Origin of the sequence: Streptomyces sp. NBC_01428 (assembly GCF_036231965.1) — a bacterium.
Taxonomy (GTDB): Bacteria; Actinomycetota; Actinomycetes; order Streptomycetales; family Streptomycetaceae; genus Streptomyces.
This window is the reverse complement of record NZ_CP109499.1, coordinates 1,265,220-1,289,482: the sequence shown is the minus strand read 5'-3', so window position 1 is coordinate 1,289,482 and position 24,263 is coordinate 1,265,220. Positions and strand designations below refer to the sequence as shown.

General features: G+C 70.1%; 20 protein-coding genes and 1 pseudogene. 7 read left to right on the top strand and 14 right to left on the bottom strand.

What is annotated here, in order from left to right; all coding sequences use genetic code 11:
• Positions 1-268: 268 nt before the first annotated feature.
• The 3 genes and pseudogenes from OG406_RS05560 to OG406_RS05550 form a co-directional block, all read right to left on the bottom strand.
• A pseudogene (locus OG406_RS05560) lies at positions 269-947 on the bottom strand (DUF4166 domain-containing protein).
• Positions 948-1,171: 224 nt separating this feature from the next.
• Positions 1,172-1,441, bottom strand: a complete 270-nt coding sequence (locus OG406_RS05555) for a hypothetical protein (protein WP_329184409.1) — start codon at positions 1,439-1,441, stop codon at positions 1,172-1,174.
• Positions 1,442-2,364: 923 nt separating this feature from the next.
• Entirely contained in the window at positions 2,365-3,282 is a 918-nt protein-coding gene (locus OG406_RS05550) for an NADP-dependent oxidoreductase (protein WP_329184407.1), read from the bottom strand.
• 392 nt (positions 3,283-3,674) lie between these two features.
• Here OG406_RS05550 and OG406_RS05545 point away from each other — a divergent pair, with 392 nt between their 5' ends.
• The gene (locus OG406_RS05545; protein WP_164372296.1) at positions 3,675-3,977 is read left to right on the top strand and encodes an ArsR/SmtB family transcription factor; all 303 of its coding nucleotides are present in this window, start codon (positions 3,675-3,677) and stop codon (positions 3,975-3,977) included.
• Complete coding sequence (locus tag OG406_RS05540; protein WP_266618155.1) at positions 3,974-4,366, top strand: VOC family protein; 393 nt, start codon at positions 3,974-3,976, stop codon at positions 4,364-4,366. Before OG406_RS05545 ends, OG406_RS05540 begins: the two co-directional genes overlap by 4 nt.
• A 135-nt stretch (positions 4,367-4,501) precedes the next feature.
• Here OG406_RS05540 and OG406_RS05535 read toward each other — a convergent pair whose 3' ends face one another.
• The gene (locus OG406_RS05535; RefSeq protein ID WP_443067053.1) at positions 4,502-4,978 is read right to left on the bottom strand and encodes a hypothetical protein; all 477 of its coding nucleotides are present in this window, start codon (positions 4,976-4,978) and stop codon (positions 4,502-4,504) included.
• A gap of 1,005 nt (positions 4,979-5,983) precedes the next feature.
• Between OG406_RS05535 and OG406_RS05530 the strand changes: the two genes are divergently transcribed.
• Both OG406_RS05530 and OG406_RS05525 read left to right on the top strand, forming a co-directional pair.
• Positions 5,984-6,637 carry a hypothetical protein gene (locus OG406_RS05530; RefSeq protein WP_327408156.1) on the top strand — a complete coding sequence of 218 codons (654 nt, stop codon included), beginning with the start codon at positions 5,984-5,986 and terminating at the stop codon, positions 6,635-6,637.
• 82 nt (positions 6,638-6,719) lie between these two features.
• Entirely contained in the window at positions 6,720-7,982 is a 1,263-nt protein-coding gene (locus OG406_RS05525) for a DUF6357 family protein (RefSeq protein WP_329184403.1), read from the top strand.
• Positions 7,983-8,073: 91 nt separating this feature from the next.
• On the opposite strand, the gene OG406_RS05520 is transcribed toward OG406_RS05525, so the two are convergent.
• Positions 8,074-8,826 (bottom strand): hypothetical protein, encoded by a 753-nt coding sequence (locus tag OG406_RS05520; protein WP_329184401.1) that lies wholly within the window; start codon positions 8,824-8,826, stop codon positions 8,074-8,076.
• A 334-nt stretch (positions 8,827-9,160) separates the two neighbouring features.
• Here OG406_RS05520 and OG406_RS05515 point away from each other — a divergent pair, with 334 nt between their 5' ends.
• A complete protein-coding gene (locus OG406_RS05515; RefSeq protein ID WP_329184399.1) occupies positions 9,161-9,421 on the top strand; it encodes a DUF3040 domain-containing protein in 261 nt (86 codons plus the stop codon).
• A gap of 78 nt (positions 9,422-9,499) precedes the next feature.
• Positions 9,500-9,697, top strand: a complete 198-nt coding sequence (locus tag OG406_RS05510) for a YcxB family protein (protein WP_443067052.1) — start codon at positions 9,500-9,502, stop codon at positions 9,695-9,697.
• Between the two features lie 221 nt (positions 9,698-9,918).
• On the opposite strand, the gene OG406_RS05505 is transcribed toward OG406_RS05510, so the two are convergent.
• From OG406_RS05505 to OG406_RS05470, 8 genes are all read right to left on the bottom strand, one after another.
• Positions 9,919-10,755 carry an alpha/beta fold hydrolase gene (locus OG406_RS05505; RefSeq protein WP_267049340.1) on the bottom strand — a complete coding sequence of 279 codons (837 nt, stop codon included), beginning with the start codon at positions 10,753-10,755 and terminating at the stop codon, positions 9,919-9,921.
• A gap of 185 nt (positions 10,756-10,940) precedes the next feature.
• A complete protein-coding gene (locus OG406_RS05500) occupies positions 10,941-11,420 on the bottom strand; it encodes a cupin domain-containing protein (RefSeq protein ID WP_267049341.1) in 480 nt (159 codons plus the stop codon).
• A complete protein-coding gene (locus tag OG406_RS05495; protein WP_329184395.1) occupies positions 11,417-12,439 on the bottom strand; it encodes an alpha/beta fold hydrolase in 1,023 nt (340 codons plus the stop codon). The genes OG406_RS05500 and OG406_RS05495 overlap by 4 nt, the downstream gene beginning before the upstream one ends.
• Positions 12,440-12,512: 73 nt before the next feature.
• Positions 12,513-13,301, bottom strand: coding sequence for an SDR family NAD(P)-dependent oxidoreductase (locus tag OG406_RS05490; RefSeq protein ID WP_266850629.1), 789 nt, complete (start codon positions 13,299-13,301; stop codon positions 12,513-12,515).
• Between the two features lie 108 nt (positions 13,302-13,409).
• Positions 13,410-14,213 carry an alpha/beta hydrolase gene (locus OG406_RS05485; protein ID WP_329184394.1) on the bottom strand — a complete coding sequence of 268 codons (804 nt, stop codon included), beginning with the start codon at positions 14,211-14,213 and terminating at the stop codon, positions 13,410-13,412.
• Between the two features lie 256 nt (positions 14,214-14,469).
• A complete protein-coding gene (locus OG406_RS05480) occupies positions 14,470-15,567 on the bottom strand; it encodes an MBL fold metallo-hydrolase (RefSeq protein ID WP_329184393.1) in 1,098 nt (365 codons plus the stop codon).
• Positions 15,568-15,736: 169 nt separating this feature from the next.
• Positions 15,737-18,934 carry a helix-turn-helix transcriptional regulator gene (locus OG406_RS05475; RefSeq protein WP_329184391.1) on the bottom strand — a complete coding sequence of 1,066 codons (3,198 nt, stop codon included), beginning with the start codon at positions 18,932-18,934 and terminating at the stop codon, positions 15,737-15,739.
• Positions 18,935-19,066: 132 nt separating this feature from the next.
• A complete protein-coding gene (locus OG406_RS05470) occupies positions 19,067-21,994 on the bottom strand; it encodes a helix-turn-helix transcriptional regulator (RefSeq protein WP_329184389.1) in 2,928 nt (975 codons plus the stop codon).
• Between the two features lie 604 nt (positions 21,995-22,598).
• Between OG406_RS05470 and OG406_RS05465 the strand changes: the two genes are divergently transcribed.
• Positions 22,599-22,922, top strand: a complete 324-nt coding sequence (locus tag OG406_RS05465) for a hypothetical protein (RefSeq protein ID WP_329184387.1) — start codon at positions 22,599-22,601, stop codon at positions 22,920-22,922.
• A gap of 215 nt (positions 22,923-23,137) precedes the next feature.
• Here OG406_RS05465 and OG406_RS05460 read toward each other — a convergent pair whose 3' ends face one another.
• The gene (locus OG406_RS05460; protein ID WP_267049350.1) at positions 23,138-24,256 is read right to left on the bottom strand and encodes a fatty acid desaturase family protein; all 1,119 of its coding nucleotides are present in this window, start codon (positions 24,254-24,256) and stop codon (positions 23,138-23,140) included.
• Positions 24,257-24,263: the final 7 nt, after the last annotated feature.

The window sequence follows — 24,263 nt, the reverse complement described above, 5'->3', positions numbered from 1 at the left end:
TTGAAGCTCGGTTCATCGGCGGAGGGGACGTCGGCGAACGTGAACCGGCCGGTCTGGCTGATCTGCAGAGTGGCACGGCAGTCGCTGCGCCACGGGCCGACCACGGCGTCGGAAGAGGCGGGTGTGGGGTCGTCCTGCGATGTACCGCAGGCCGAGGCCATTCCGCTCGCCATCGGTCGCCGGCCCGCCCGCGGCGTTGGCGTTGCCCTGCTCGCCCAGGGGTGCAGGGATCTAGCAGGCGTTCGAGGCGGGGCCCGGCCGGACGTGCTCACGCGCGGGCTTCCTCGCGGACTGGCCGCAGATCGGCGCGGAGTCCGCTCTCGTCCGCCTTGACGTAGTCGGCGGTGAAGGAGCCTTGGTAGCCGAAGAGAAATCCGAAGTGCCGGTTGGTGACGCGCACACGGATATGGAAGCGGCCGGTGGTCTCGTCGAATGACTCGCGGACCTCGGCGTCGCCCCCGATCAGGGACGGGACGCGAACGTCGACGGGACCCTCGCGGAAGCGGTGCTGGCCGGAGCGGATGAGGAGCGAGCCGTCGGGCTCGGCGCTCATGTGGAGGTCGCTGGCGAGGTGCTGGTGGGTGCCGAGATAGTCGACAATGCAGTCGCGCTCCGGACTGGAGACCATCGTGGCGTCGAATCGGTGCGGACCGTCGGGCAGTTGGAAGGTTCGTACGAAGGTGACGGTCTCGCGGCCGAAGGAGTCCATATAGGGGAAGTTCTCGATGACGAAAGGTACTTGGCGCCCCTGACGTGGGACGAGGATGTTGCGCGTGCCGCCCAGCCGGAGGAAGGGCTTGACGAAAGGGGCACCGGCGGATCTGCTCCATCGTCCCGCGCCCGACGCAGGCTTCGCCACTGTGGAGCCCGACGGAGAAGCGCCGCCGGATCTCGGGGTGCAGGCGGCCGAAGCGGGCGCCCATGTGGGTCTGGAATATCGAGGTCACATTTGCTCCCGGTTCAAGGACGTTGCGGGGTACTTCGGCGGATCGGCATGAGGCGACGCGAGGCCGTGCAGGGTGTCGCACGGCCAGGTCGCACCTTCGTACTGGCAGTTGTCGCAGTCGTCTCAAGGGAGTTCGCGGATACCCGGGGGAGGAAGGAGCAAGTGGCGGGCGAGTACGTTGCACTTGGTCTCGGTCGGGCCACCGAGGCCGGGTATCGGGTCGAATCAACGGGGCAGCTGCGGTCGGGCTGCGGGCTTCGCGACATGGCCCAGGGTGACCAGCCCGAGCCCGATCACCAGCGCGGTGGCGCCGCCGAACCGTGCGGAACAGACCATGAGCAGCACGCCGACTCCCCAGAGCCTTGGCCGGCGGATCCATCCCGCCAGCCGTGGGCCGGGCATGCGTCCGAGCAGCACGGCATGGATGCCGAGCACGGTGACCGCAAAGACGACGAGCCCAGCGACGATCAGAAGCAGGAGCAGAGCCAGAGCCATGTCATCGGTCCTCAGAGGTAGAGGCGCAACCGCCCTCAAGCCGTGGACGGTTGTCGGACGTCATCCTGCCAGCAGTATTGAACATGTTCAAATGCTTCGTCTCATGGCTGATGCGAACCCGCGATCGCCGAGGCCGAGGACCGACGAAGGCGGTCGCCGGGCCGCCTGCCGCCACGTGAGGGGAAGGCTCGTCGGCCAGTCGCAGGCGGGCGTGGCGTCGGAAGCACGGGGACCCGACCGTCAACTCTGGCTGCGTCGGTGGTCGGAGCAACTGAGAGCCTTGAGGTGGGTGCTGTGTCTTGTGGGCCGCGCTGGACGCGTTCGCAGCTGCGCGGCGCGAAAGGCTCCCAGCCGGTTCACGGTGACTGGGGTTCTGGTTGTCTCCACGAGCAGACAGCTTGCGGACCGGGCGGCGCCTTGTGCCCCGCCTCTCCCGCCTGAATGCTGCCTGTGGCTAGAGCTTGTCCAAGATTCGCGCATCGGCATGTGCGGAACGTTGGGACGTCCGAATGGCATGCACGCCGAGAAGGAGCGCTGCGACCGACACCAGTCCTGTCACCCCCCCCCGCAGCAGGTCGGTTGCCGCGAACACCAAGGCGCCGACCACCTTCGAACCCACGGCGACGGCACTCAGTAGCGTCCCCAAACCGAAGAGGCGAGGCCGCACGAGAGACGGCCGGACTGCGGCACACGCCGCGTGATCATGACAGCCTCAAGCGTCAGGCGTCCACGCACATCCGAGCCCGCTCCGGGCGGACCCTCGTATCTCTTCTTCGTTACCGGTTTCGCCCATACACGGCGGACCGGCCTGTGGTGGGAGCGGCGCCACGGCGCCCTTCTGTGGACGCCCCAGCGGTCCGCCGTGGGAGGCGAGGAATGACGCCCGCCTGCCCAGGCCGCCGGGGGTCGCCGTTCCCGAGTCCTCAAGGACGAACGCGGATGATCGTCTTTCCTTTGCGTCGCTCGGTCGGGTTGAGGGTGGCGACGGCGTCGTCGAGGGTCGAGACGTCACCGATGTTCGTCCGCAGCCTTCCGTCGCGCACCCGCTGCACGATCTCACCCAGTTCGGCGCGATCGGCCTCGACCACGAAGTCCACCGCCAGGCCATCAGCGGGTCGTGCCTCGACCGGACCGATGACGGACACGAGCGTTCCTCCAGCCCTGATCAGGGCAGCGGACCGCTTCTGAACGTCGCCACCGAGGACATCGAAGACGAGATCGACGGCGCCGACGTCCTCCAGCGCGTCATGCGCGAGGTCGACGAACTCATGCGAGCCGAAGTCGAGTGCCTTCTCACGGTCGGCGGTGCGTCCGGTGCCGATGACGTAGGCGCCGGCCTCCCGTGCGAGCTGGGTCACCATCGTCCCGACCGCGCCGGCCGCGCCGTGGGCGAGGACGGTCTGGCCGGGCTGAAGGCGGCCGTGCTGGAACAGTCCCTGCCACGCGGTCAGACCTGAGGTGGGCAGGGAGGCGCCCACCGTGTAGTCGACGTCGCCGGGCAGGGGTGCGAGGTTGCGTGCCTCGATCGCCACGTACTCCGCCAGGGTGCCGTCACGGTGCCAGTCGGCGAGGCCGAACACCCGCTGCCCGACCGACAGTCCCGTCGTGCCGTAGCCGAGGGCGGTGACCACTCCGGCCAGCTCGTGGCCCGGGATCGACGGGGTCTTGTCACGGCCGGCGCGATCGGTCCAGGTCGATGGCCACTCCATCTCGGTGGGCACGAAGCCCGATGCGTGAATCCGCACGATGACGTCGTTGATCGCCGCAGACGGCTCTGGCCGCTCCTCCAGCGTCATCCCGGCCGTTTCCGCGGTGCGGTCCCTCACCACGATCGCCTTCATGGGAATTGCCTCCTTGGTCGCTTGTCTCTTCGGTGCAGACGCTGCCGGGCGGAGGATCCGTTCGGCATCCCCTCGGCGGGCTGACAGGAGACGGCAGGCCGATCCGGTCAGCGCCGGCCGGACTGCGCTTCGCGCGTCGTCATGTCTCCGATCGTAGGAGTGGAGCAGCCCACGGGTTTGGTCCATTTTCATGGCGAAACCTTGGGCCACTCAGGGGACTTTCGACCGCGAAGCGCGGCGTCACCGCACGCTTGGGCTGTCTCTCGTCGGGTCGGCGGGCGTCGGCGGGTGCTGCGAGACCACCCACCGCGGGCGAACCGTCGGTGGTGCGGACTGGAGACACGGAGCCCTGAGACTTGATAGGCAAGCCGGCACTTGCCTATGGTGTGGGTGTGGCCGACGACATTTTCAAAGCCTTGGCCGACGCCACCCGCCGCACCATCCTCGACGAGCTCGCGCTGAAGTCCGGACAGACCCTGTTCGAGATCTGCTCGCGACTGTCCATGAAGCACCAGCTCAGCCTTTCGCGGCAGGCGGTCTCCCAGCATCTCGCCGTGCTGGAGGCCGCCGGTCTCGTCGAGACCCGACGGGAAGGCCGTTACAAGTTCCACGACCTGAACACCTCGCCGCTGCGGCGGATCACCGAACGATGGCCCGTGCCCGACACCTCCCCACCGGAAGAAGTCACCCCATGAAGATCCACCTGACCAGCGTCTTCGTCGACGACCAGGCCAAGGCCGAGCACTTCTACACCGAGATCCTCGGCTTCGTGAAGAAGCACGACGTCCCGCTCGGTGAGCAGGCCCGGTGGCTGACCGTCGTCTCGCCCGAGCAGCTCGACGGCACCGAACTCCTTCTGGAACCCGCCGGGCACCCGGCCGTCAAGCCCTACCGCGACGCCCTCGTCCAGGACGGCATCCCCCTCGCCCAGTTCGCCGTCGAGGACGTACAGGGGGAGTACGAGCGCCTGCTCGGTCTCGGCGTCCGCTTCACTCAGGAGCCCCTGGAGATGGGCCCCGTCACCACCGCCGTTTTCGATGACACCTGCGGCAACCTGATCCAGATCGCCTCGCAGCCGCAGTAGAGCATCCGGGTGTCACGTGGCTGAAGTTCTCGACCGGTCCTGTGCCAAGTCCACGAGGCGGAAACAGCCGGCGAGCCTGGAGACGTCGACATCATCCAGAGTCCGCACGTCAGGGCTCGCCCTTCGTGGCTGTCGCTACAAGCCCGCCGCGGGGTCGCCGTCGCCGAGACCTATCCACCAGAGCCCGTCATCCTTCACCAGCAGCAGCTCCTGCCGCTGACCGGTTTGTTTGTACGCCACTGTCACCGAGTTGAAGTAGCTGACCGGCCCCTCCAGCACGGTGACGTCAACGGGGCCGCCCGCTGCCTGGCCGTACTCGCGCACGTACGTGGCCGCGGTGGGCCCAGGCTGCTTGTAAGCGGGGCCGGCCAGCTCGGCTATGCCCTTCGCGTCTCCGCCCTTGAGCCGCTGCACGTAGACCCGTACGAGAGTGTCGACGTCCTCGGTCGTCTCCTGTACGTCGGGGTACGTGGACTTTTCCGCCCGCACCTTCACGTCGACCTTGGGCCCGTCGGCCAGGGTGTATGGCTCGCGGAACCAGTTCCACCACACCCCTGCCGTGATCCCGACGACCAGCAGGCCGCTGCCGACCGAAACAGCCAACCTTGTCACGTGCACCTTCCTCTCGTACCAGTTGACTTGACGTGGTGCACGAGCTGCCGGTTCCCGCGCACAAAGACGCTCGCCCTGCGGTCGGGGAGAACCTCTGATCTTGCTCAAAGCCAATAGTCATGCGCATGTCGGAGACATAGGTTCACTTCGACTACGAATGGCAGGGACGGGGGCGTTCACGCGATGGCGAAAAAACCGGTACGTGCAGCACTGGGCGATGTCTGGCTCAACTGCCAGGTCTGCAAAGGGGATCTGTTCCGAGAGCGGGATGTCCTGCTCAACAGCACCGGCATGGAGTTCATGAAGTTGGCCTGGGCCGACGAGAGCGCCACCGGCCTGATCTGCTGGCGGTGCGGCTACGTCCACCTCTTCGTCAACAGGAATATCAAGCTCTATCGAGCGGACAAGTAAAGGACCGCCTGCGGTGGCTGACACCAGCGTCCGAGACCAACGATCGCGACATGTAGCAGCCGAAACCGGACCCCATTTCGCGATTTTCGCCCGGCAAGAGACCACCCACTGCCGCGAGCCCGGAACAGTCGGCGGTACTCGTCGTAGGCGTAGCCGCGTCGGCGAGTAGTCAGCCGGCCAGTGACGTGGCTGCCCGCGCATCCCGCGCATGCGGGGTATCGCGTCCAGCATGGGCCTGGCCGTCGGGGGATTTCTCCTCGCGTTGCCAGGTGTCGCGGCTACCGTCGGCGTCGGATGCACCAACCGGCCACCAGCACGATGAGGATGGCAACGACGAAGGCCCACACGGTTGTTGTGCCGTGGTAGGAGCGGTAGGCAATCAGAGCAAGCATGTTCAGGCGGATACCCCGGGCGTACGGCTTCAGCGTCTCTCGGGCCCGAGGCCTTCCACCGCGGCGAGGTGGGCCTGGCAGGGTGGGACGGCTGACGGGGTGTGGGGGCAGGCCGATCTGACCGGTCCTCTCGCCGTTCCGTCCCCTCTGACTCCACTACGCTGGCGGAGCCATCACACATGAACGAAGGACGCATACGCACATGGCTCGCCCCTACAGCCCCGGACCGAAACAGTTCGTCTTCTCTGTAGGTGATGGCGACGACCGACAGGTCTCTGTGGGCGACCCTCAGGAAGCCTACGTAGCGTTCTCTGCGTTCTTCCGTGAGCGGGATGCCGAGACCTACACCATCAGTGACGAACCCTCGGGGCAGCGTTTGGTGCTCACGCCCGGGCAGGGTGTGATCTCCCGGATCGAAGACGGGAACCGACCTCGGTCGGAACACCTCAAGGTCGACAGGGGCAATCGCTTCCTCCCGAGCGCGATGCTGTTCTTCGAGAACGGATATGCCGGGCTCGACCGCTTCGGCCAGTGGACCTCCGACGTCGCTCACCTCGACGCGTCACCGGAAGTCCGCGGTGCCGCCCGCGCCGCCACGATGACGACGGAAGCGGCGGCGATCGAGGAAGTCGCTCGGATCTGGGCAGATTCGGGCAGCGTGGACCCGAGCGGCCGGCACTATGTCTTCTTCGACGCGCATGATGTCGAGGATGACCGAGCCGAACGGGCCGAGCTGCTCAAGCTGATCGAGTTCCTGGGCATCGAACGAGTCGACGCCCCGGCCGAGAGCACACCGGGCGAAGTGTGGGTGCGCACCGATAAGCGCCTCGACGTGGAATGTGCACGGTGGTCGTGAACAGGTGGCACGGGGGGGCACGGGTGGGGCTGCGACATCGCCATGATGCCGGCCGGGTGCCGCTCCAGGGAAGACTGAGCCGATGAGAGACGTCGTTTTTACGCGCCAGAGCGGCTGGATCCCGAACGTGATCCGCGAGGACGGCGAACTGAAGCTGACGCTCGGTGCCGGGGCCGACGCCAACCACGATCCTCGCACGTTCACGTTCTCGATCAGCGAAGCCCACCTTGCGGTGATCCAGGAGGACCTGGCCAGACACCTGCTGCTGTGGAGTGCGGTCCTTCCGCTATGCGACGCCGCCGGGACCCGGGGCCGACTTGACGAGGGAGCTGCCGTCGCGCTCCTGGACCCGATCCTCCTCGCCGCGCCCGCGGACGTCGACGCGCTCTTCCAACGCATCCGTTGGGACAGGAGACGTCTCATCGCGCACGGGGCCGACATCGGTCTACTGGAGCGCGGTCAGGTATGCGCGGCGATGCGCGCGGCGACAGAGACGTCGAACGAGAAACGAGCGCAGGAGTACCACGCGAACCACCGTCGGGCCGAGCGCGGAGCAGTACTCGGTCCCCTCGACGCCGCGATGCTGAGGTACACGGGCCAGTATCTGCACGGCGCGACAGTTCCGAGGCGGATACCCGATGCCGTCGATCCCGCTCTGCTGCCCGAGGTGATGCGGGTGATCGCCACTGCGGAGCGGGCGTGCGCCGGGATGCGGATCGGTCGCGATCCACGACGGGGAAAGCGCGCTACGGACAGGCGTGACTGGGCGCGGATGGAGACAACGGTCCAAGAGGCCGTGCGCCGTGCACATCCTGAACTCGTCGACGACGCTGTGCGTACCGTGAGCTTCCTGATGTGTTCGGAGGCCGCGGGCCGGGCTGGAAGCACGCCCATGGAGGACGACGAGGCCGCCGCCGACCACCGCGCCGAACGCGGTGGGAGTGCGATGAAGACGGCCCTGTCGTTCACCGACGACAAAGGCGCCGAGAAGAAGTGGCTACGGAACAGTCCGCGCACTGCCGCCGCGGAGTTCTGGGAGTTCGTCGGTGATCGCTCTGCCGCGGACAATGAAGTGTTCACCATCGAGGACGAGGAGATGGGCGAAGGGATCCAGCTCCACTTCTACGCCGACTCCATCGCCCGGATCACGACGTTGCGCGAGGGTGAAGGCGGGGCGGATCCGGAGTACCGGGTCGAGTACAGCCTGGTCGACGGGATCGGCGGGTACCGGAACCTGGTGAGCGCCTTCGTCCGAGGCGGCTGCGCCGCACTCGAACACCACGGTCCCTGGCTGTCGGATGTCGCCGAGTTCGAACGCGCGCGTCGGCGGCGCGACACCCGGTAGTCAGGGATCCGGCCGGAGGGCGGGGGAGAGAGCCCGCGCACGTACCCCCAGTCCGTGTGCGGAGCTCAGCAACACGATCCACCCGAGCGCGCTACGACCGGTGGCCGCCGGTTCCCAGGACCTTCATCTGGGCGGTCACGAGCGCCGCGGGAACTTGCTTGACCTTGTGGGCGTCGGTGTCGAACGCGGAGAAGACCGCCACGGTGGAGCCCGAGCGGATGACCTGGAAGCTCTGGAGTGTCCTGACGGGATCGTCGTCGCCGCCAGGAGAGGACGCCACGACGTCGAGACGGAACGAGACTCCCTCGTCGCCCTGATGAGGATCGCCGGCGGAACGCAGGTCCTCGAAGGTCGTGTCCGTCGGCCACTTCACCGTGTAGGTCGTGCAGGTCGCCAGGGCAGACCGCAGTTCGTCCATCACCCGCACGGCGTCGGCCGCGCGATAGGACACGAGTTGGAAGGTGGAGGTTCCGCTCTTGGTCTGGGCCATACGCGTCACGCTGCCGAGCGGTGCGTACCTGCTGGCGCCGCCGCTGACGGCGGAGCCGACCGGCGCGCAGGACGCGGGACGCGTGGCCTCCGCGGGCAGGGCACTGACGGTGCCGTCGCCGAAGCCGTCCGTGCCGGAGCCCAGCCGGGTGACCTCCAGCCCCGGCAGGTCCCGTTTGTCGACCACGGCGCGTTCGAGCTGATCCTGCGTCAGGGGGCGCTGTGCCGGGCGCTTCGGCTTCGGCGTCGTGGCGGGAGCTGTTCGCGCGGCGATTTCCGCGCCGGGCGCGTCGACCGCGGTGGAGCCCCCGCCCTTCTCGGCACCGCAGCCGACCGCTCCGAGGCCCAGGACCATGCCTGCGGCTCCGACGGCCCATCTTCGTATGACGACGTTCTTCACTGCCCACCCCTGGATCGCATCTGTGAGGGGGGATAGTACGGCTATGACCTCGGGTGTTGTCCCCTCGCCCCCGGGCCCGGCCCCGCTGGACGATAGGCGGAGTGCCCCACTGGATCACTGGGTAGCCCGCTTCGCGGCGGTCTGTCCGGTCGGCGTTGTGGCGCTCTGCCGGCCTGCCTGCCGGTAGCCCTTCGCGGTGGGTCAGGACGGGCAAATCGTGGGTGTCATCGGCCTGTTCGCAGGCTATTCTCCCCTCGTTCGATCATGAAGAGGTCCAAGGGGAGGGCTCATGGAGGACCGTGCGGAAACCACGGTGGGGGAGTACGTCGAGCTGGAGTACCAGCTGACGCGTGAGGACATGAGACAGGCGCTCAAGGCGCGGTCCAAGGCGTCGGGCCGTGCCCAGCGGACGCAGCGGTTCGCCGTCATGGGTGTGGCCGTGCTCGTCGGCGTTTCGGTGGTGCCGCTGGCGAAGGGTGAGGCCCCCGACACGCAGTCGCTGGTGCTCGCCGGCTTTCTCGCCGTGATGATGTTCGTGCTGCAGCCCTGACTCACGGCCCGCCAGTTCCACAAGATCGCGTCGCGGAACGGGGCGTACAGCGCCAGGGTCGACGACTCCGGTGCCACCGTGAGCAACACGGGTGGCTCCAGCCGGCTGAACTGGACCGCCGCCCCGCACTACGCCGAGACCCCCGACACCTTCGTCCTGCTCAGCGGGGACAAAGGCGTCTCGTGCCTGACCGTGTTGCCCAAGCGGGGCGTGCGAGAGCTGGCAGACGTGGACGGCATCCGGACCCTGCTGGACCGGCACATCCGCAGGCTCTGACTCCAGGGCTGTCGCAGCGACCTCGAACGAGGCCTCGCCCTCCGAGCCGTCGAGGCGCAGAAGGCGTCGGCCTCGTCACCGGCCGCGCCTCCCGCCTTGCCCTCCACCGCCCCGGCCGGGTGGTGCTCACCGCCGCCCACCCGGCCGAACCGTACAAAGGCCCCCCGGGATCAAGAACCGTCGAACTCCCCTGAGGTCAGCCTTGGATCCCAACTCGACCGTCAGTCGGTCGCCTTGGCGGCCTGGACTATCAGGTTCTCGACCCGGCCGGGGTGGGAGAGCATGACCAGGTGGGACGCGTCGTCGACCACGACGGTGTGAGCGCCGGCCCGGTGGGCCATGAACCTCTCGGTCGCGGCCGGGATCGCCCGGTCGGCCCCGGCGACCAGGTACCAGGACGGGATCGTCTTCCAGGCCGGTACACCGCTCGGTGCCTGGAGGGCCGCCAGGTCCACCGGGCGTTGTTGGGCGGCCAGCAACTCCGCGTCGGATCCTCGCAAGTCGGCCGCCATGACGGTGCGGAACTTCGCCGGGTCGACGTATCCGTCCGCTCCGCCGCCGCCGGCGACCGCGTAGGGCCGGACGACGAGCGCCTCGCCGAGTTGGCTTCCGGGGTTGAGACCGACCAGCGCCAGGCCGCTCTCGCCCTGATCGGGAGCGAAGGCCGCGACGTACACCAGGGCCTTGACGTTGGCGTGCCCGACCGCGGCGTTGGTGATCACCTCACCGCCGTACGAGTGGCCGACCAGCACCACCGGACCGGGGATGGAGTCGAGGAGGCTGCTGACGTAGGTGGCGTCGGAGTCCAGGCCCCGCAGCGGGTTGGCCGCGGCGATGACCGGATAGCCGTCGTGCCGGAGCCGGGCGACGACCCCGCTCCAGCCCGAGGAGTCGGCGAAGGCGCCGTGGACCAGGACGACGGTGGGCTTGGAGGTGTGCCGGGACTGCGCGGCCACCGCCGATGGAGCCGGTGCCGAGGCGATCGAGGACGCCGAGGATGCTGGGGAGACGGCCGGTACGGTCAGGACGGCGACGGCCAGAGCGGCCGGGATGGCCACGCGTCGGTGGAACCAGCGGTTTCCGTGCGGAGGGACTGACGGGGTTCCGGGCATGACGAAGTCCTTCTCTTGGTGGGGCCGCCGGCAGGTCCGCAGCAGGCCTGAGGCGGGTCCGGGGCGGGCACCGGCGGCAGGTCTGGGGCCGTGCGCGGCCGGCGGGATCGCATGTCGCAGGGCGACGGTGGTCAGGCGGTCGGCGGCGGGCCCGCGACGCTCACGCGGAAGGACTCCGCCGAGGCGAGGATGTTCCCGATGTCGAAGGCGGGAGCCACGTCGTCGAGGCGGGTGGCGGGAGTGCCGTTCGCGCTGAACCACTCCTCGACCCGCGACGGTGTGAACGCCACGGCGAGACGCGCGGTCTCCGAGCGGACCAGGTAGCTGTGGGGCACCCCGCGCGGGCCGAACGCGATCTGGCCGGCTTCGAGTTCGTGCCGCTGGTCGCCGACGAAGAACGACACCTCTCCGTCGAGGACGATCCAGACCTCGTCCTCGTCCGCGTGGATGTGGCGCGGCGGCGCGTGGCCGGCGGTGTCGAAGAACTCCATGACGCTGAGGGCTCCGCCGGTCGTGCTGCCGGGGACCAGGATCCGGGCCCGGCCGCCGAGGAACCAGAAGGGTTCGCCGCCGGCTCCGGCGAAGGTGTTGTCGGGGAAGGGCGCGATCACGACGTCCGCCCGAGGAAGGAGAGCAGGAGTGCGGTCATCTTCATGGGACGCTCCTCATAGATCCAGTGGCCGGAGTCGGGGACGACGACCCCGGTGACCTTCTTCGCGTACCGGCGGACCTGGTCGGGTACGGCCTCGCCGAGGCTGCCCGAGGCGCCGACCGCCAGGACCGGCATGGTCAGCTTCGTCCGCCGGTTGACGGCGTTGTCCTCGACGTCCTGAGGGAAGGTCCGGAACCACTTGAAGCTCGCCGACAGGTGGGCCGGGTCCTTCAGTGCCTCGGCGAACACGGCCGTGTCGTCGTCGGTGACGGAACCCTTGCGGACTTCGAGGCTGTCGACGAATCCGCCCACCCACTCCTTCTCACGGCCGGCCACGACTTTTTCGGGAAGGCCGTTGGCGAGGGAGAAGAAGCCGAAGTTCCAGGCGGCCGGACCGGCGGCGGTCAGCGACGGGAACGTGTAGAGGCTCGCGTCCGGGATCGGGGCCTCGCTGAGGACGAGCTTCTTCACGTCGCGGGGGTGCGCGGCGGCGTAGGAGTAGGCGACCATCGAGCCGATGTCGTGGCCGACCAGCCGAATGTCGTCGGCGTGTCCGATCCTGCGGAGCAGTGTGTGGACGGCTGCGGCCATCGACTTCTTGTCGTAGCCGTCGGCCGGGGCGTCGCTCTTCCCCGCGCCGGGCAGGCTGGGCGCGATGACGGTGTAGTGCCGGGAGAGCTCCGGCAGGAGGGCGCGCCACTCGTACCAGGTCTCCGGGTAGCCGTGGAGCAGGACGAGGGTCGGACCGTGGCCGCCGATCACGTAGTCGAGGCCGGCGGCCTTGTGCTCCGTGAACCCGGCCGGTACCACGGGGGCGGCGGACCGGGCCGTGGTCGTCGCGGTTGTCGCGGTCCTGGTGTGCGGGGTCGCGGCGGAGACGGTGGCGGCGGAGAGGGTCGCGGCGCTGAGGCCGAACGCCGCGGCGATCGCGAGCGGTGCCAGGACACGTGGCCGGAAAAGGGCATGACGGTGCTTCACGGGTGCTCCAGTCAAGGGGAAGGAGTTGCTGCGGGGAGGGGAGTGCTTGCGGCTGGGCCGCGGCCGCGGCTGGTTACAGCGTGCTGACGAGACCGCCGTCGACGACGAAGTCGGACCCGGTGATGTTCGCGGCCCGATCGCCGGCCAGGAACACGACGAGGTCGGCGACCTCGTCGGGGCGGGTGAACCGGCCGGTCGCGGCGTCGGCGGCGGCCCGCTCGGCCACGGCGTCGGCGGAGGCGCCGGTGGCGGCGGCGACCGTCGCGGCGACCCCGTCGCGCGCCAGCCACAGACCGGTGGTGACGGGGCCGGGGCTCACGGTGTTGACGCGAACGCCCTGCGGGCCGACCTGCTTGGACAGCGACTTGCAGAAGTTCGACAGTGCGGCTTTCGACGCGCTGTAGTCGATCACGAGCGGGTCGGGCAGGAACGCGTTGACGGAGCTGACCGTCACGATGCTGCCCGCTCCACGCTCCAGCAGATGGGGGAGCGCGGCCCGGGTGGTGCGTACGGGGGCCAGGAGGTTGACGGACAGCGTCGCCGCCCAGTCGTCGTCGGTCACCGCGAGGAAGCCGTCGGTGCGGGGCCGGACGGCACCCACGTTGTTCACCAGGATGTCCAGGCCGCCGTACGCGAAGGTCGCCGCGGCGATCAGCTCGGCCGGTCCTTCGGGCGCGGTCAGGTCGACCGCGACCGACAGGACGTCGCCTTCGGCCGCCAGCGCCCGCAGCTCGGGGGTGATCTCCCGCGAACCGGTCACGACGCGGGCACCCTCACGTACGAGGGCCCCGGCCACGGCGAGTCCGATGCCGCGGCTCGCGCCGGTGACGACCGCGGTCCTGCCGTTCAGGTGCAGATCCATGCCAGGGCCCTTCGACGGTGCCGGTGCTGTCGGTGGAGTGCGGATCGGAGGAAGTGCCGTTCAACGGCGGCTGCGCGCGGCAGAGTTGTCGTTCGGCGGAAGGGCCCTTCAGAGGGAGTGCCGTCGCAGCCACTCCAGTGCGGTGTCGGCGACCTCGCGCCAGCCACTGTCGATCGTCAGCGAGTGTCCGCGGTCGGGGAAGTCGGTGATGTCGGTGACGGCGTCGGAGTGCCGGTACTGCTTGAGGGTGGCCCGGACGACTGCCTCCGGCACCGTGTGGTCCTTGCCGCCGGACATCAGCAGCAACGGTCCGCGCGAGGCGTTGCCGGTGTCGACCTTGGCCGGCGAGTGCGGGTTGAAGTTCGCGGCGGCGGCCTCGAACAGCGGCTTGCCCGGGGCGGGGATCGCCCACCGCTCGAACAGCTCCACCGACTCCTCCTCGGACAAGGCGTTGCCGAACGCGAAGCGGAACTGGTCGGCCGTGAGAGAGACCGCGCGGTGCTTGTTGCCCGGGTTCTTGAACACGGGCAGCGTCGCGCGCAGCGCGGACAGCGGCAGTGGGAGCACCCCCTTGATCTGGGCGGCGTCGATCGCGACGGCGGCGGCCGCCAGGTCCTGCCCGAGGAGCTTCTGCGCGATCATGCCGCCGAACGAGTGCCCGATCACGATGGGCGGGGCCGGCAGCTCCCGGATGATCGCCGCGTAGTGGTTCACCACCTCGTCGATTCCGTGGTCGGCGATGCTCTCGGGGTTGGCACGGGCCTCCTCGACGGTGCCCGGGTCGCCGGGCCAGCCCGGTGCGACCGGGGCGTAACCCTCCCGCTCGAACAGGTCGAGCCAGGGGGCCCACGAGCTGGCGTGCAGCCACAGGCCGTGGATGAAGACGACGGGGACGGGGGCCGGTGACGTCATGAGGACCTCTCGGTTCGGTCGGTGCGGTGGGTACGGCGAGGCGATCGGTACGGCGAGATGATCGGTAGGGCGGTGCGGCCGGTACGGCGGTCCGCTGTCCGGTGCGGGGCCAGCACACCACGGGGGCGAAGGTGTTCGTACCGGGGAAAGACCCCAGTGCGTCCGTGTCGGAATCCGGGGTGGACTTCGGAGTGGGGCCGGGGTGACGCGTCGGCTCGCGGCCGTTCCCCCCGGCTCCCGTCCCCGGAGCCTTCGGTTACGGGTGGGTGCCGAAGGGGCTCAGGATCCCGGCGTCGATCCGCAGCGATTCGAGCATGGTGGCCGCGTTGTCGAGGGTGAAGACGTCGGCCGCGGCGAGGACGCCGGTGTACTTGGCGATCACCGGACCGGCCGCCTGCTGAGCGACGGCGTCCAGGTAGGTCTTGAAGATCGCCCAGGAGTTCCCGGACGGGCCGTACTTCTGGAAATACGGCGTCGGGTCCAGGGACATCGCGGCCTTCACACTGTCGGTGAGGTCGGCGATGTACCGCTTCTGCACGTCACCGTCGGCGCGCACCCCGAGTCGGCCGAGGTGTCCGCCGACCAGGGTCGTCCAGGGGTAACTCATCGCCGTGTCCTGCGCCTTCACCCAGGCGGGGATGTCCTGCGAGACGGCCAGGTTCTTGAACGGCACCCAGCCGGGATACAGGACGTCCACCACCATCAGCGTCGCGTGGTCGGGCGCGTAGACGAAGATGTTGTCCGGGGAGTGGTTGGGGCCGTGGTACGCGAGCTCCAGACGTTCCCCGCCGACGCGCAGGTCGAAGTGGTCGTCGAAGGTCACGGTCGGGAGCGGCCGGTTGGGGTCCGCCTCCAGCCGGAGCAGCCGGCGGGTCTCGCTGTGCGCGATGCGCACGACGTGCTTGCCGAAGAGGTGGGCGGAGCCGATGTGGTCGGCGTGGGTGTGGGTGTAGACCAGGTGCGTGACCTTCGACGGTCGGCCGTTGGCCCGGGTGACGTCGGCGATGGCGCGCAGCAGGTTGTTCCCAATGGTCGGCGGCGCGTCGACGAGCACCACCCCTTCGCGGGTGCTCAGGAACATCGCCTGGTAGTAGGAGTCGGTCACCCAGTACAGGTTGCCCTTGATGCGGCCGACGAAGTAGCCCTGCTCGTTGACCGCGGGGCCGGTCGCGGCGGTGGGGACCGGGGCGAAGTCGGGAAGATCCGTCGAGGCGGTGGCCGTGGCGGCGTGTGCCGTGCCCGACAGCGCCTCGCCGACGAGGACGGCCGCGGTGGGGACCGCCAGCGCGGCCGTCGCGGTCCTGAGGAACGTCCGGCGGTTCGCGGTCGTGGTGGGGCGGGGTTCCGGTGTCATGGGTCGAGGCCTTCCAGGGGGCCGGCGGAGTCGTCGTCGGCGGCGGGTGCGGCCACAGCAGGACACCACCCGCGTTTCCTGGTTCGTATCGGGGAGAACCCCCAGTCCCGGCGCGCGCCCGGACCCCGACCGGACTGGGGATGTCGTCCGCCAGTGACGGACGACGGGCTCAGTTCTCGCTGGTCAGCAGGGAGTTGAGTTGTCGCCGGGAGGTGATGTCGAGTTTCCGGAAAATCTTGTTGAGGTGGTACTCGACGGTCGACTGCGTGATGAAGAGCCGGGTCGCGATCTCCGTGTTGGTGGTTCCGTGCGCGGCGAGGGTGGCGATGCGCCGTTCCTGAGGAGTGAGGTCGTGCTCGGTGAGGTCGTGCGGGGAGCGGCCGGCCCGCTTGCGGGGGTGCGCGCCGGTGGCGAGGAGCTCGGTCCGGGCCCGCTCGGCGAAGGCGGCCGCCCCCATGTCGGTGAACATCCGGTACGCGTGGCCCAGTTGGGTGCGGGCATCGGTGCGGCGTTTGCGCCTGCGGAGCCATTCACCGTAGAGGAGGTGGGTACGGGCCAGTTCGGTGCGTACCTGAGTGCGGTCGAGGAGGGTCAGTGACCGGGCGAAGTGGGGTTCGGTCCGGTCGTCGTCGGCCGAGACCAGGGCCCGGCAGCGTTCCAGGAGCCCCAGGGCCCAGGGCGTGCCGGCCGGCAGGGCACGTGCTTCGAGGCGGGTGAGGGCCTGTCGGGCCGTGGGCCGGTCGTCGCTGCGGGTGGAGGCCTCGATGAGGTCGGGCAGGGCGCGGGGGGCGCCTCCGGGGTTGTCGGCGTCGAAGGTGACGCGTGCGTGGGCCGCGGCCTGTACGTAGTGCCCGAGGCTGAGTTCGAGGACGGTCAGGCTGTTACGGGCCCAGTCGGCCAGACCGCCGTGCGCATGCCGGCTGGCCAGGTCGCGTACGAGGAGGTCCGCGGCCGTGCGGGCCGCCGGTTCTTGGCCGCTCCAGGCCAGGAGTTCCACACGGTAGGCCAGGCCGGGGGAGTGCTGGCCGATGACGGCGGCGAGGTCCTGGGCCTCGTCCAGGCATGCGGTGGCGGTGGCGAACCGGCCGGCTCGGATTTCCCAGGTCGACCGGACCAGCAGGGTGGAGCGCAGTGCTCCCAGCGCGCCGATGGCGCGCTCGTGGTCCTCGACGAGTCGGGCTGCCTTCGCGCCGCCTGTCTCGTCCCAGACCTCCTCGGCGGCGTAGAGGGCCAGGGTCGCGGCGCGCAGGCCGTGCCCGACCACGTCGGTGTCCCGTTCCAGGGCGGCGAGTGCGGCCTGGAGGAGGGGCAGGGCAGCCTGGTAGCCGCCGTGCATCCGCAGGGCGAAGCCTTCGAGGAGGAGGTCGGCGCTGCTGGGGAGGGCGGACGGCTCGGGTGGCGCGGGTACGACCGCCGTGGTGACGACGGGCGGGGCGGCAACCGGCGGGGCTGTGGCTCGCGGGGAGGCGAACGCTGAGACCGCGGTCGGCGTGGTCAGGGCCGAGACCTCGGCCGGCGGGGCGTCGACCGCCGGTGCCGGGGCCGGGGCCGTCGGCGCCGGAGCCGCTGGTACCAGGGCACGCGGGGTCGCGGTCGCCGCGAACCGGGCTGCCGGGACCAGCATCGCCGGTGCGGAGGCCGGTGCCGGTGCCGGTGCCGGGGCGGCCGGCGGGGGCGCGGCCGGCGGCTTCGTGGCCACGGCCGGTGGCGTCGGGACCATGACCGACGCGGGCCCGACCGGCGCAGACCCGACCGACGCCGTCAGCGCCGGTGGGCTCGGAGGCAGCGGGCTCAGGGCGGGTGAGGTCAGGATCGTCACGCCGAGTTCCTGGCGGGCCGTCGCGTCGTGTTCACCGCACAGCACGGCCAGGAGCCCTTCCAGCAGGATGGACCGGGCCAGGGCGCGGTCCGTGTCCGCGACCACGCCGGCCGCGGCCAGCAGCGGCGATCCCAGGCCCGCGAGCCGCCCGAAGTAGATGTCGGTGGTGGCCTGGGTGAGCAGAGCCCGGGCCCGCAGGACGGTGTCGCCGCCGGCCAGGAGTGGCTGGGCCTGCGCGAGGAGGGACTGGGCGGTCGCGGGATCGCCCAGCACGAGATGGGCCCGGGCGGCCTCGACGAGCCGCACCGCCCGGTTGGCCTGGGAGAGCTGTGCCGCTCGGGCCAGGAAAGCGGCCCGTTCGGCGTAACCGCCGCGCCCGCGGGCCAGTTCGGCCGCCGCGACGAGTTCGTCGGCCACCTCGTCGTCCAGCCCGACGGTCGCCTCGGCGCGGTGCCAGGCTCGCCGCTCGGGGTTGCGCAGCGCATCGCTGACAGCGGCGAGCGCGGCATGGACGCGCCTGCGCTCACCGGCTGCTGCACTGCGGTAGACGGCCGAGCGGATCAGCGGGTGCCGGAACTCCAGCAGCCGCCCGCCGGTGAGCACGCCCGCGGACACCGCCGCGTCCGCGGCCTGCGCGAGCACGCCCAGTTCCGCCGCCGCCCGCCACAGGAGCAGCGCGTCCTCGGGCGGCGCGGCCGACAGCAGCACCAGGAAGGTCCGGGTCTCCGGAGGCAGGCCCCCCACCAGACGTCCGAAGTGGTTCTCCAACCGGGCTCCCACCGGCAGCGGTTCGAGCAGCGGGGTCGTCCCGGCCAGGTGCGCGGGGCTCAGCGCCTGGGCGCTCTCCAGCAGGGCCAGCGGGTTGCCGCCGGCGTCGGCCACGATGCGTGCGGCCACCGCCGCGTCCACCCGTCCCTCCACGCTGTGGCCGAGCAGCTCGTGGGCTTGGGCGCCGGCCAGTCCGCCGACCGTCAGGGTCTCCAGCCCCTCGAACGCGCCCGGTCCGCCCGGTTCGTCGCGGCCCGCGACCACCAAGCCCAGCGCCTCCGCGCCCAGCCGCCGGGCCACGAACGCCAGCGCGTCGCGGGACTCGCGGTCCAGCCACTGCACGTCGTCCACCAGGCACAGCAGCGGCTGCACCGAGGCGGCGTCCGCCAACAGCGTCAGGGCCGCCATCCCCACCAGGTAGCGATCGGCCCGAGGCGCGGCCAGCATCCCGAACGCGGAGGCCAGCGCCTCGTACTGGGGACTCGGAAGCGACTCCAGACCGTCCAGGAAGGGCCGCAGCAGACGGTGCAGGCCCGCGAACCCGAGACGGGCCTCGGACTCCGTCCCTGCGGTGCGGACGACCCGCAGGTCGTGGGAGGTCTCAGCGAGATGGTCCAGCAGCGTGGTCTTGCCGATACCGGCCTCGCCGACGACGACGAGCGCCGCGCTCATACCGTCACGCACGCCCGCGACCAGGTCGGACAGCGCCCGCAGTTCCTCGTGTCGACCGGTGAGCGGAACCCGGCCGGTGCGGGCTGCGGCCCGGGAGCGTCCAGTCATTCCCCCAGCAGACCACCCCGGGGGCTCAGGAACCCTGGGGGTCGACCCTAGTGTGGCCGCCGACGTGCGACCGAGGCGCCGCGGACGTGCGGCCGACGTGCGGCTCCCGCCGCCGCTGCGATGTCGTCAGGGCTACGGGGTTCGGAGGGCCTCTGCGAGATGGCGGCGTGAGGTGATGCCGAGCTTGGCGTAGATGTTCGACAAGTGGTACTCGACGGTCTTCTGGGTGACGTAGAGCTCCGTCGCGGCCTCCTGGTTCGTCATCCCGCCGGCGATGAGGTGGGCGACCGACACCTCCCGCTCGGTGAGGGCGAGTACGTGCTGCCGCGCGTGGGCGGGAGCGGTGAGGCCCATGGCGGCGAGGTCCGTCTCGCACCGCTGGAGGAACGGTTCGGCCCGCAGGGTGTCGCATCGGTCGTGGGCCGACTTGAACCACCGTGCGGCCTCCCGCCGGGAGCCGGTCCTGGTCGCCACCAGGAGCCTGCCGTACGCGTGTTCCAGCATCGCCCGGAACAGCGGGGTGTCCTCGCCGGGGTCACCGACCCCGCCGGTCGCGACGGGGTTCCCGGCGGCGTCGGGCCCGTCGGGGCTGTCCGGCTCGCCGCCCAGAGCTTGGGCGTAGATCGCCAACGCCTCACGCGGCCGCCCCTGGGCCTCGGCGAGTTGGCCGCTGAGCCGGGCTCCCACGACCCGCAGATATCCACTGCCGTCGTAACCGCGCCAGAAGTCGTCGAGGGCCCAGGCGGCGGCCGCCAGGCGTCCCGTCCCGGTGAGCGCTTCGACCAGCAGGGACTGCTGCCACAACCACAGGGGCTCGAACCGCAGACGTACCCGGTCGTCCCCGGCCCCGGCCTCGTCCCCCTTCCCGCCGCTGTGCCCGCCCCTGCCCTCGGCTCCGGTCACCGGCTCGACCAGTGGGGCCAACGACCTCACCATGGCGGCGTGGTCACCCCGGGCCTGCGCCAGCACCGCCCCCGCCAGTCCGGCGTACACACGCTCCGCCGGTGGATCTCCCAGCGTCCGGTTGATCCGCTCCAGGGCCTCGACGGACTCCTCGGCCGCCTCCCAGTTCCCGCGCCCCGCCTGTACGCACACGGCCGCGAACCACGTGGCCGCGTCGCCCAGGACGTGGTCGTGGGCCGCGGCGATCGCGAGAGCCCGGTCCGCCGCGCTCTCACTGGCACTCCAGTCACCCGCGAGGTACTCCACCACCGCGAGCAGGGACGACGACAGATGGCTGAGCTTGGACCCCGCGCCCAGCCGGTCGCGGTGCGCCACGGTGACCAGATCGGCCCGCGCCGCGGCCAACCGGCCCAGGAACAGGTGCATGACCCCACGGGTGGCCAGCGTCGCGAGCTGGTCGTTCGACGCCTCGGCGGCTTCGACGGGAAGGTGCGCCACGTCCAGCAGCGCCGCACCGGGCCCCTGGTCCCACATCCGGCCCGTGGCCAGCACGGCGCGGATGAAATCGGACGTGCCCGCGTCGAGGTCACCGATCGCCAGCGTCTTGCCCGCGATGTCGACGGTCCGCGCGCCCCGGCACTGCCGGATCGTGATGACCGTCAGAAACGTACCGGCCAGGAGCGCCACCCAGCTCGCGTCCGGATCGGCGAGTGCCTCCTGCCAGGCCTCGGTCAACCGAGCCTCGGCCACGGCGAGTCGGCCCGCCAGAAGGTCCATGACGCCCAGCACACAACTGCGCAGCGTTCCCTCCGCGCACTCCTCCACCTGCGCCCTCAACCGCACGGCGGCCCACGGCTGCAAGGTCAGCAGCCACTGAGCGCACGCCGTGAGCAGACGCCGTTCCCGTTCCGGACGGTCGCCGGACAGCGACGACGCCCACAGCAGCCGGGTGGCGGCCAGGGCGTTGCGGCCGGCGAGGGCCTCGGCGTTCGCCGAACGCTCCAGTTCGGCCGCCAGAACAGGGTCGTCGGACGTGGCCGCGGCCACCCGATGAGCCCACGCCGCTCCCGAACCCACCACCTCGGCCGCGGAGTTGTGCAGCGCGCGCCGTCGCTCGGGGCCGATGCCCGCGTAGACCGCGTCCCGCTGCAATCCGTGCACCAAGGACACCGGTCCCACGGAATCCGTCGGCCACCATCGCACCAGCCCCGCCGCCAACGCCGGTTCGAGCGCCCGCACGCCGTCGTCCACCCCGGCCACCCGCGCCACACCGACCAGGGGGAACCTGCCGTCCAGCACCGCCAGCGCCTCCACCAGGGCCACGGAATCGGCGGGGAGGCGCCCCAGTACGGCCCCGATCCCCGCCCGTAGCGACTGGTGGACGGGCCACCGCCGTGCCGACTCGTCGCCCAGCACCTGAAGCGGTACCTCCGCCAGGACGGTGCGCACGTAGAGGGGATGCCCCTTCGTGTAGCCGTGCAGCCGTGTCACCAACTCCGGAGTCACCCGCACCGCCAACAGCCGCCGGGCCAACTCGTCGACCTCGTCCTGTCCGAGTCCGGCGACCTCGACCCGCGTCGCCCGGTCGACGGACCGCACCAGCCGGTCCAGCGCCTCGCCGCTCCGCTCGCTGTCCGTACGGGTCGCCATCAGCACCAGCACCCGGTCGGCCCAGAGCCGGCGGACCACGAATCCCAGCACCTGTGAGGACAGCGGATCGGCCCAGTGCGCGTCGTCGACGACGACCGCGACCCCGCCCCCGGACTCCTGCAACGCGCCCAGCAGCAACAACAACTGCCCGCCCAGGGCGTGCGGCGACACCCCTGCCGCGTCCGGCCGCGCCAGCAGCGGGAACCGGGCCGCCAGTTCCCTGTCCACGCGCCGCACCAGCTGGCTCAGTACTCCACCGGGCAGATCGGTCTCCGAGGGATCGCCCACCGCCCACAGCACGGTGAAGTCCTCCAGCGGGGAGACGACTTGGCGTAGCAGAGCGCTCTTGCCGATCCCCGCCTCACCCTCGACGACCGCCAGCCACGCCTCCCCGCCGCGCACCTTGTCCACACACGCCGCGAGCCGCTCGGACTCGGACCGCCGCCCGACGAAGACCTCACGTTCATCGTGCCCGCTCGCGTCGGACGAGCTGCCGGCCACGCTCATGTCTTGGTCTCCCCGAGAGATCGGATCGGTGCGTGCGCCGCAGGTGCGAGCGAGAGATGATCTTATCGCCGAGGCCCCTGCCGGGGAGGGGAGTTGGGGAGTGGTCCCACTGGTCGGACACTCACGCACGCAGGAAGGCACCGCACGTCACGGAGCGCTCGACGAGGCCAGTGCAGCCGCTGGCCTGCTGATCAGGAGAACCCCGGCAACGATACGGAAGCCACCTGGAGGCTCGTCGGCTCAGAGGTATCGCCCAGCTCGCGGTATTTCGAGTCCAACTCATAGCGAGTGGGGCAGCGTTGAACGAATCAGCGGAACGCGGCGTGGCCCCGGGACCGATCCGGGGCCCACGCCAATCGATCCGTGGACACTGTCCGATCGAATCGCGCGTCGATGCCGACGCTGTCGGCACTCCACTGCCTGCCTGCCTGACCTGGTTGTTTCTGTAGTCATTCCGCTACGCGCGCGTCCCGCCTGTGCAGGCTGGGGCTCTTGTTGCGTCCGGGTTGTGGCCCGTCTCACACACTCACCGGTACGTCTTGCCAGGGCTACCACCCGATCCGGATCCTGCCGCCATCGGAATGGTTTCGGCTGGAGGTTGCACATGATCGTGTGTCCGTCGCCCAAGTGCGGTTCGCCGAATGTGGCGGACCTTCCGCACTACTGGCGGTCTCTGCCGTCGGACTCGGATTTGAAGGCGAAGTACGCTCCGCCGGCTGCGGCGCGCGGCGGCTTGCTGGGCGCATTGGGCGCGTTGGTGTTCGGCATTGTGGTGGCCGTAGGCGGAGCTGTGCTGCTCGGCCTGGTGATCGCAGCCGGCGGCCTGGGGTGGGGTGCGGTGGTGTACAAGGCGACGACCTACGCGGAAGAACGGCGGGCCACCTGGGAGTCGTCACGTGTCTGCCTGGCTTGCACCGGCCGGTTCTAGACCCGGGAGTGTGTCCTTCCTCGTCGGTCGAGGTGGCGGGGGCTTCGCTCTGGACCGACCTGGCGTCCCAGGCCCAGTTCCGACCCGGCTCTGCGGCCAGTGGCGTCGGAGACGTTTGTCGCCCGAGCCGGGAAGAATACGGGGCAGGCCCTACGTATCGCACCGTACCGGCGGTGCCGCCGGTACGGTCGAAAGACTTGAACCAATCCCGGAAATCAAGCGGCGACGAGCTCCCTCTCGCGCTCCGGCATCTCGACCCTGGCCTTCTTGTTCGGCAGCGACAGCCGGAAGACCTTGTGCCACGCGGAGTACACCTGCTTGGGCAGCGGCCCGGTGACGTAGTCCAGCTCGTACTTCTCGAACAACGCGCGGACCTTCACGGCGACCTCGGCGTACCGGTTGCTCGGCAGGTCGGGGAACAGATGATGCTCGATCTGGTGCGACAGGTTGCCGGTCATGAAGTGCATGGCCTTGCTGCCGCTGATGTTCGCCGAACCCATCATCTGGCGCAGGTACCACTGGCCCCGCGTCTCGTTGTTGATCGACCGGCGCTCGAAGACCTGCACGCCCTCCGGGAAGTGCCCGCACATGATCACCGAGTGGGTCCAGACGTTGCGGACCACGTTCGCGGTGAACGTGGCGGCGAGCGTGCTGAAGAACGACGGGCCCGACAGCAGCGGGTGGATCACGTAGTCCTTGAGCACCTGCTTGCGGATCTTGCGGCCCACCGCCTTGGCCCGGGCGCGGAACTCCGGGGTCTTGCGGCGGCTCTTCTGCAGGTTCTTGCCGAGCTCCAGGTCGTACGCAGCGATGCCGTACTCGAAGAAGCAGGCATTGATGAAGTTCCACAGCGGCTGGCCGAGGTGCACCGGGTGCCACTTCTGGTCCTCGTCGACGCGCATGATGCCGTAGCCGAGGTCGTTGTCCTTGCCGATCACGTTCGTGTACGTGTGGTGCAGCTCGTTGTGCGAGTGCTTCCACTGCTCGGCCGGCGAGACGTGGTCCCAGTCCCAGGTGGTGGAGTGGATCTTCGGATCCCGCATCCAGTCCCACTGGCCGTGCAGGATGTTGTGACCGATCTCCATGTTGTCCATGATCTTCGCCACGGACAGACCGGCGGTGCCGATCAGCCACGCGGGCGGGAAGATCGAGAACAACAGCACGCCCCTGCTGACCAGCTCGAGTTTGCGCTGCGCCGAGATCACCTTGCGGATGTAGGCGGCGTCCTTCTCTCCGCGGTCGGCGATCACCCCGTCGCGGATGGCGTCCAGCTCGCGGCCGAGCTCCTCGATCTGCTCCGCGGTCAGGTGGGCGGTGGGGTCGATAGCGGTCAAGGTGTTC

What these genes read in the sequence shown, in the direction of transcription:
- OG406_RS05555 (WP_329184409.1), bottom strand. Translation starts at nt 1,441, where the DNA reads ATGGCTCTGGCTCTGCTCCTGCTTCTGATCGTCGCTGGGCTCGTCGTC.
- OG406_RS05550 (WP_329184407.1), bottom strand. Translation starts at nt 3,282, where the DNA reads ATGAAGGCGATCGTGGTGAGGGACCGCACCGCGGAAACGGCCGGGATG.
- OG406_RS05540 (WP_266618155.1), top strand. Translation starts at nt 3,974, where the DNA reads ATGAAGATCCACCTGACCAGCGTCTTCGTCGACGACCAGGCCAAGGCC.
- OG406_RS05530 (WP_327408156.1), top strand. Translation starts at nt 5,984, where the DNA reads ATGGCTCGCCCCTACAGCCCCGGACCGAAACAGTTCGTCTTCTCTGTA.
- OG406_RS05525 (WP_329184403.1), top strand. Translation starts at nt 6,720, where the DNA reads ATGAGAGACGTCGTTTTTACGCGCCAGAGCGGCTGGATCCCGAACGTG.
- OG406_RS05520 (WP_329184401.1), bottom strand. Translation starts at nt 8,826, where the DNA reads ATGGTCCTGGGCCTCGGAGCGGTCGGCTGCGGTGCCGAGAAGGGCGGG.
- OG406_RS05515 (WP_329184399.1), top strand. Translation starts at nt 9,161, where the DNA reads ATGGAGGACCGTGCGGAAACCACGGTGGGGGAGTACGTCGAGCTGGAG.
- OG406_RS05490 (WP_266850629.1), bottom strand. Translation starts at nt 13,301, where the DNA reads ATGGATCTGCACCTGAACGGCAGGACCGCGGTCGTCACCGGCGCGAGC.
- OG406_RS05485 (WP_329184394.1), bottom strand. Translation starts at nt 14,213, where the DNA reads ATGACGTCACCGGCCCCCGTCCCCGTCGTCTTCATCCACGGCCTGTGG.
- OG406_RS05480 (WP_329184393.1), bottom strand. Translation starts at nt 15,567, where the DNA reads ATGACACCGGAACCCCGCCCCACCACGACCGCGAACCGCCGGACGTTC.
- OG406_RS05475 (WP_329184391.1), bottom strand. Translation starts at nt 18,934, where the DNA reads ATGACTGGACGCTCCCGGGCCGCAGCCCGCACCGGCCGGGTTCCGCTC.
- OG406_RS05470 (WP_329184389.1), bottom strand. Translation starts at nt 21,994, where the DNA reads ATGAGCGTGGCCGGCAGCTCGTCCGACGCGAGCGGGCACGATGAACGT.
- OG406_RS05465 (WP_329184387.1), top strand. Translation starts at nt 22,599, where the DNA reads ATGATCGTGTGTCCGTCGCCCAAGTGCGGTTCGCCGAATGTGGCGGAC.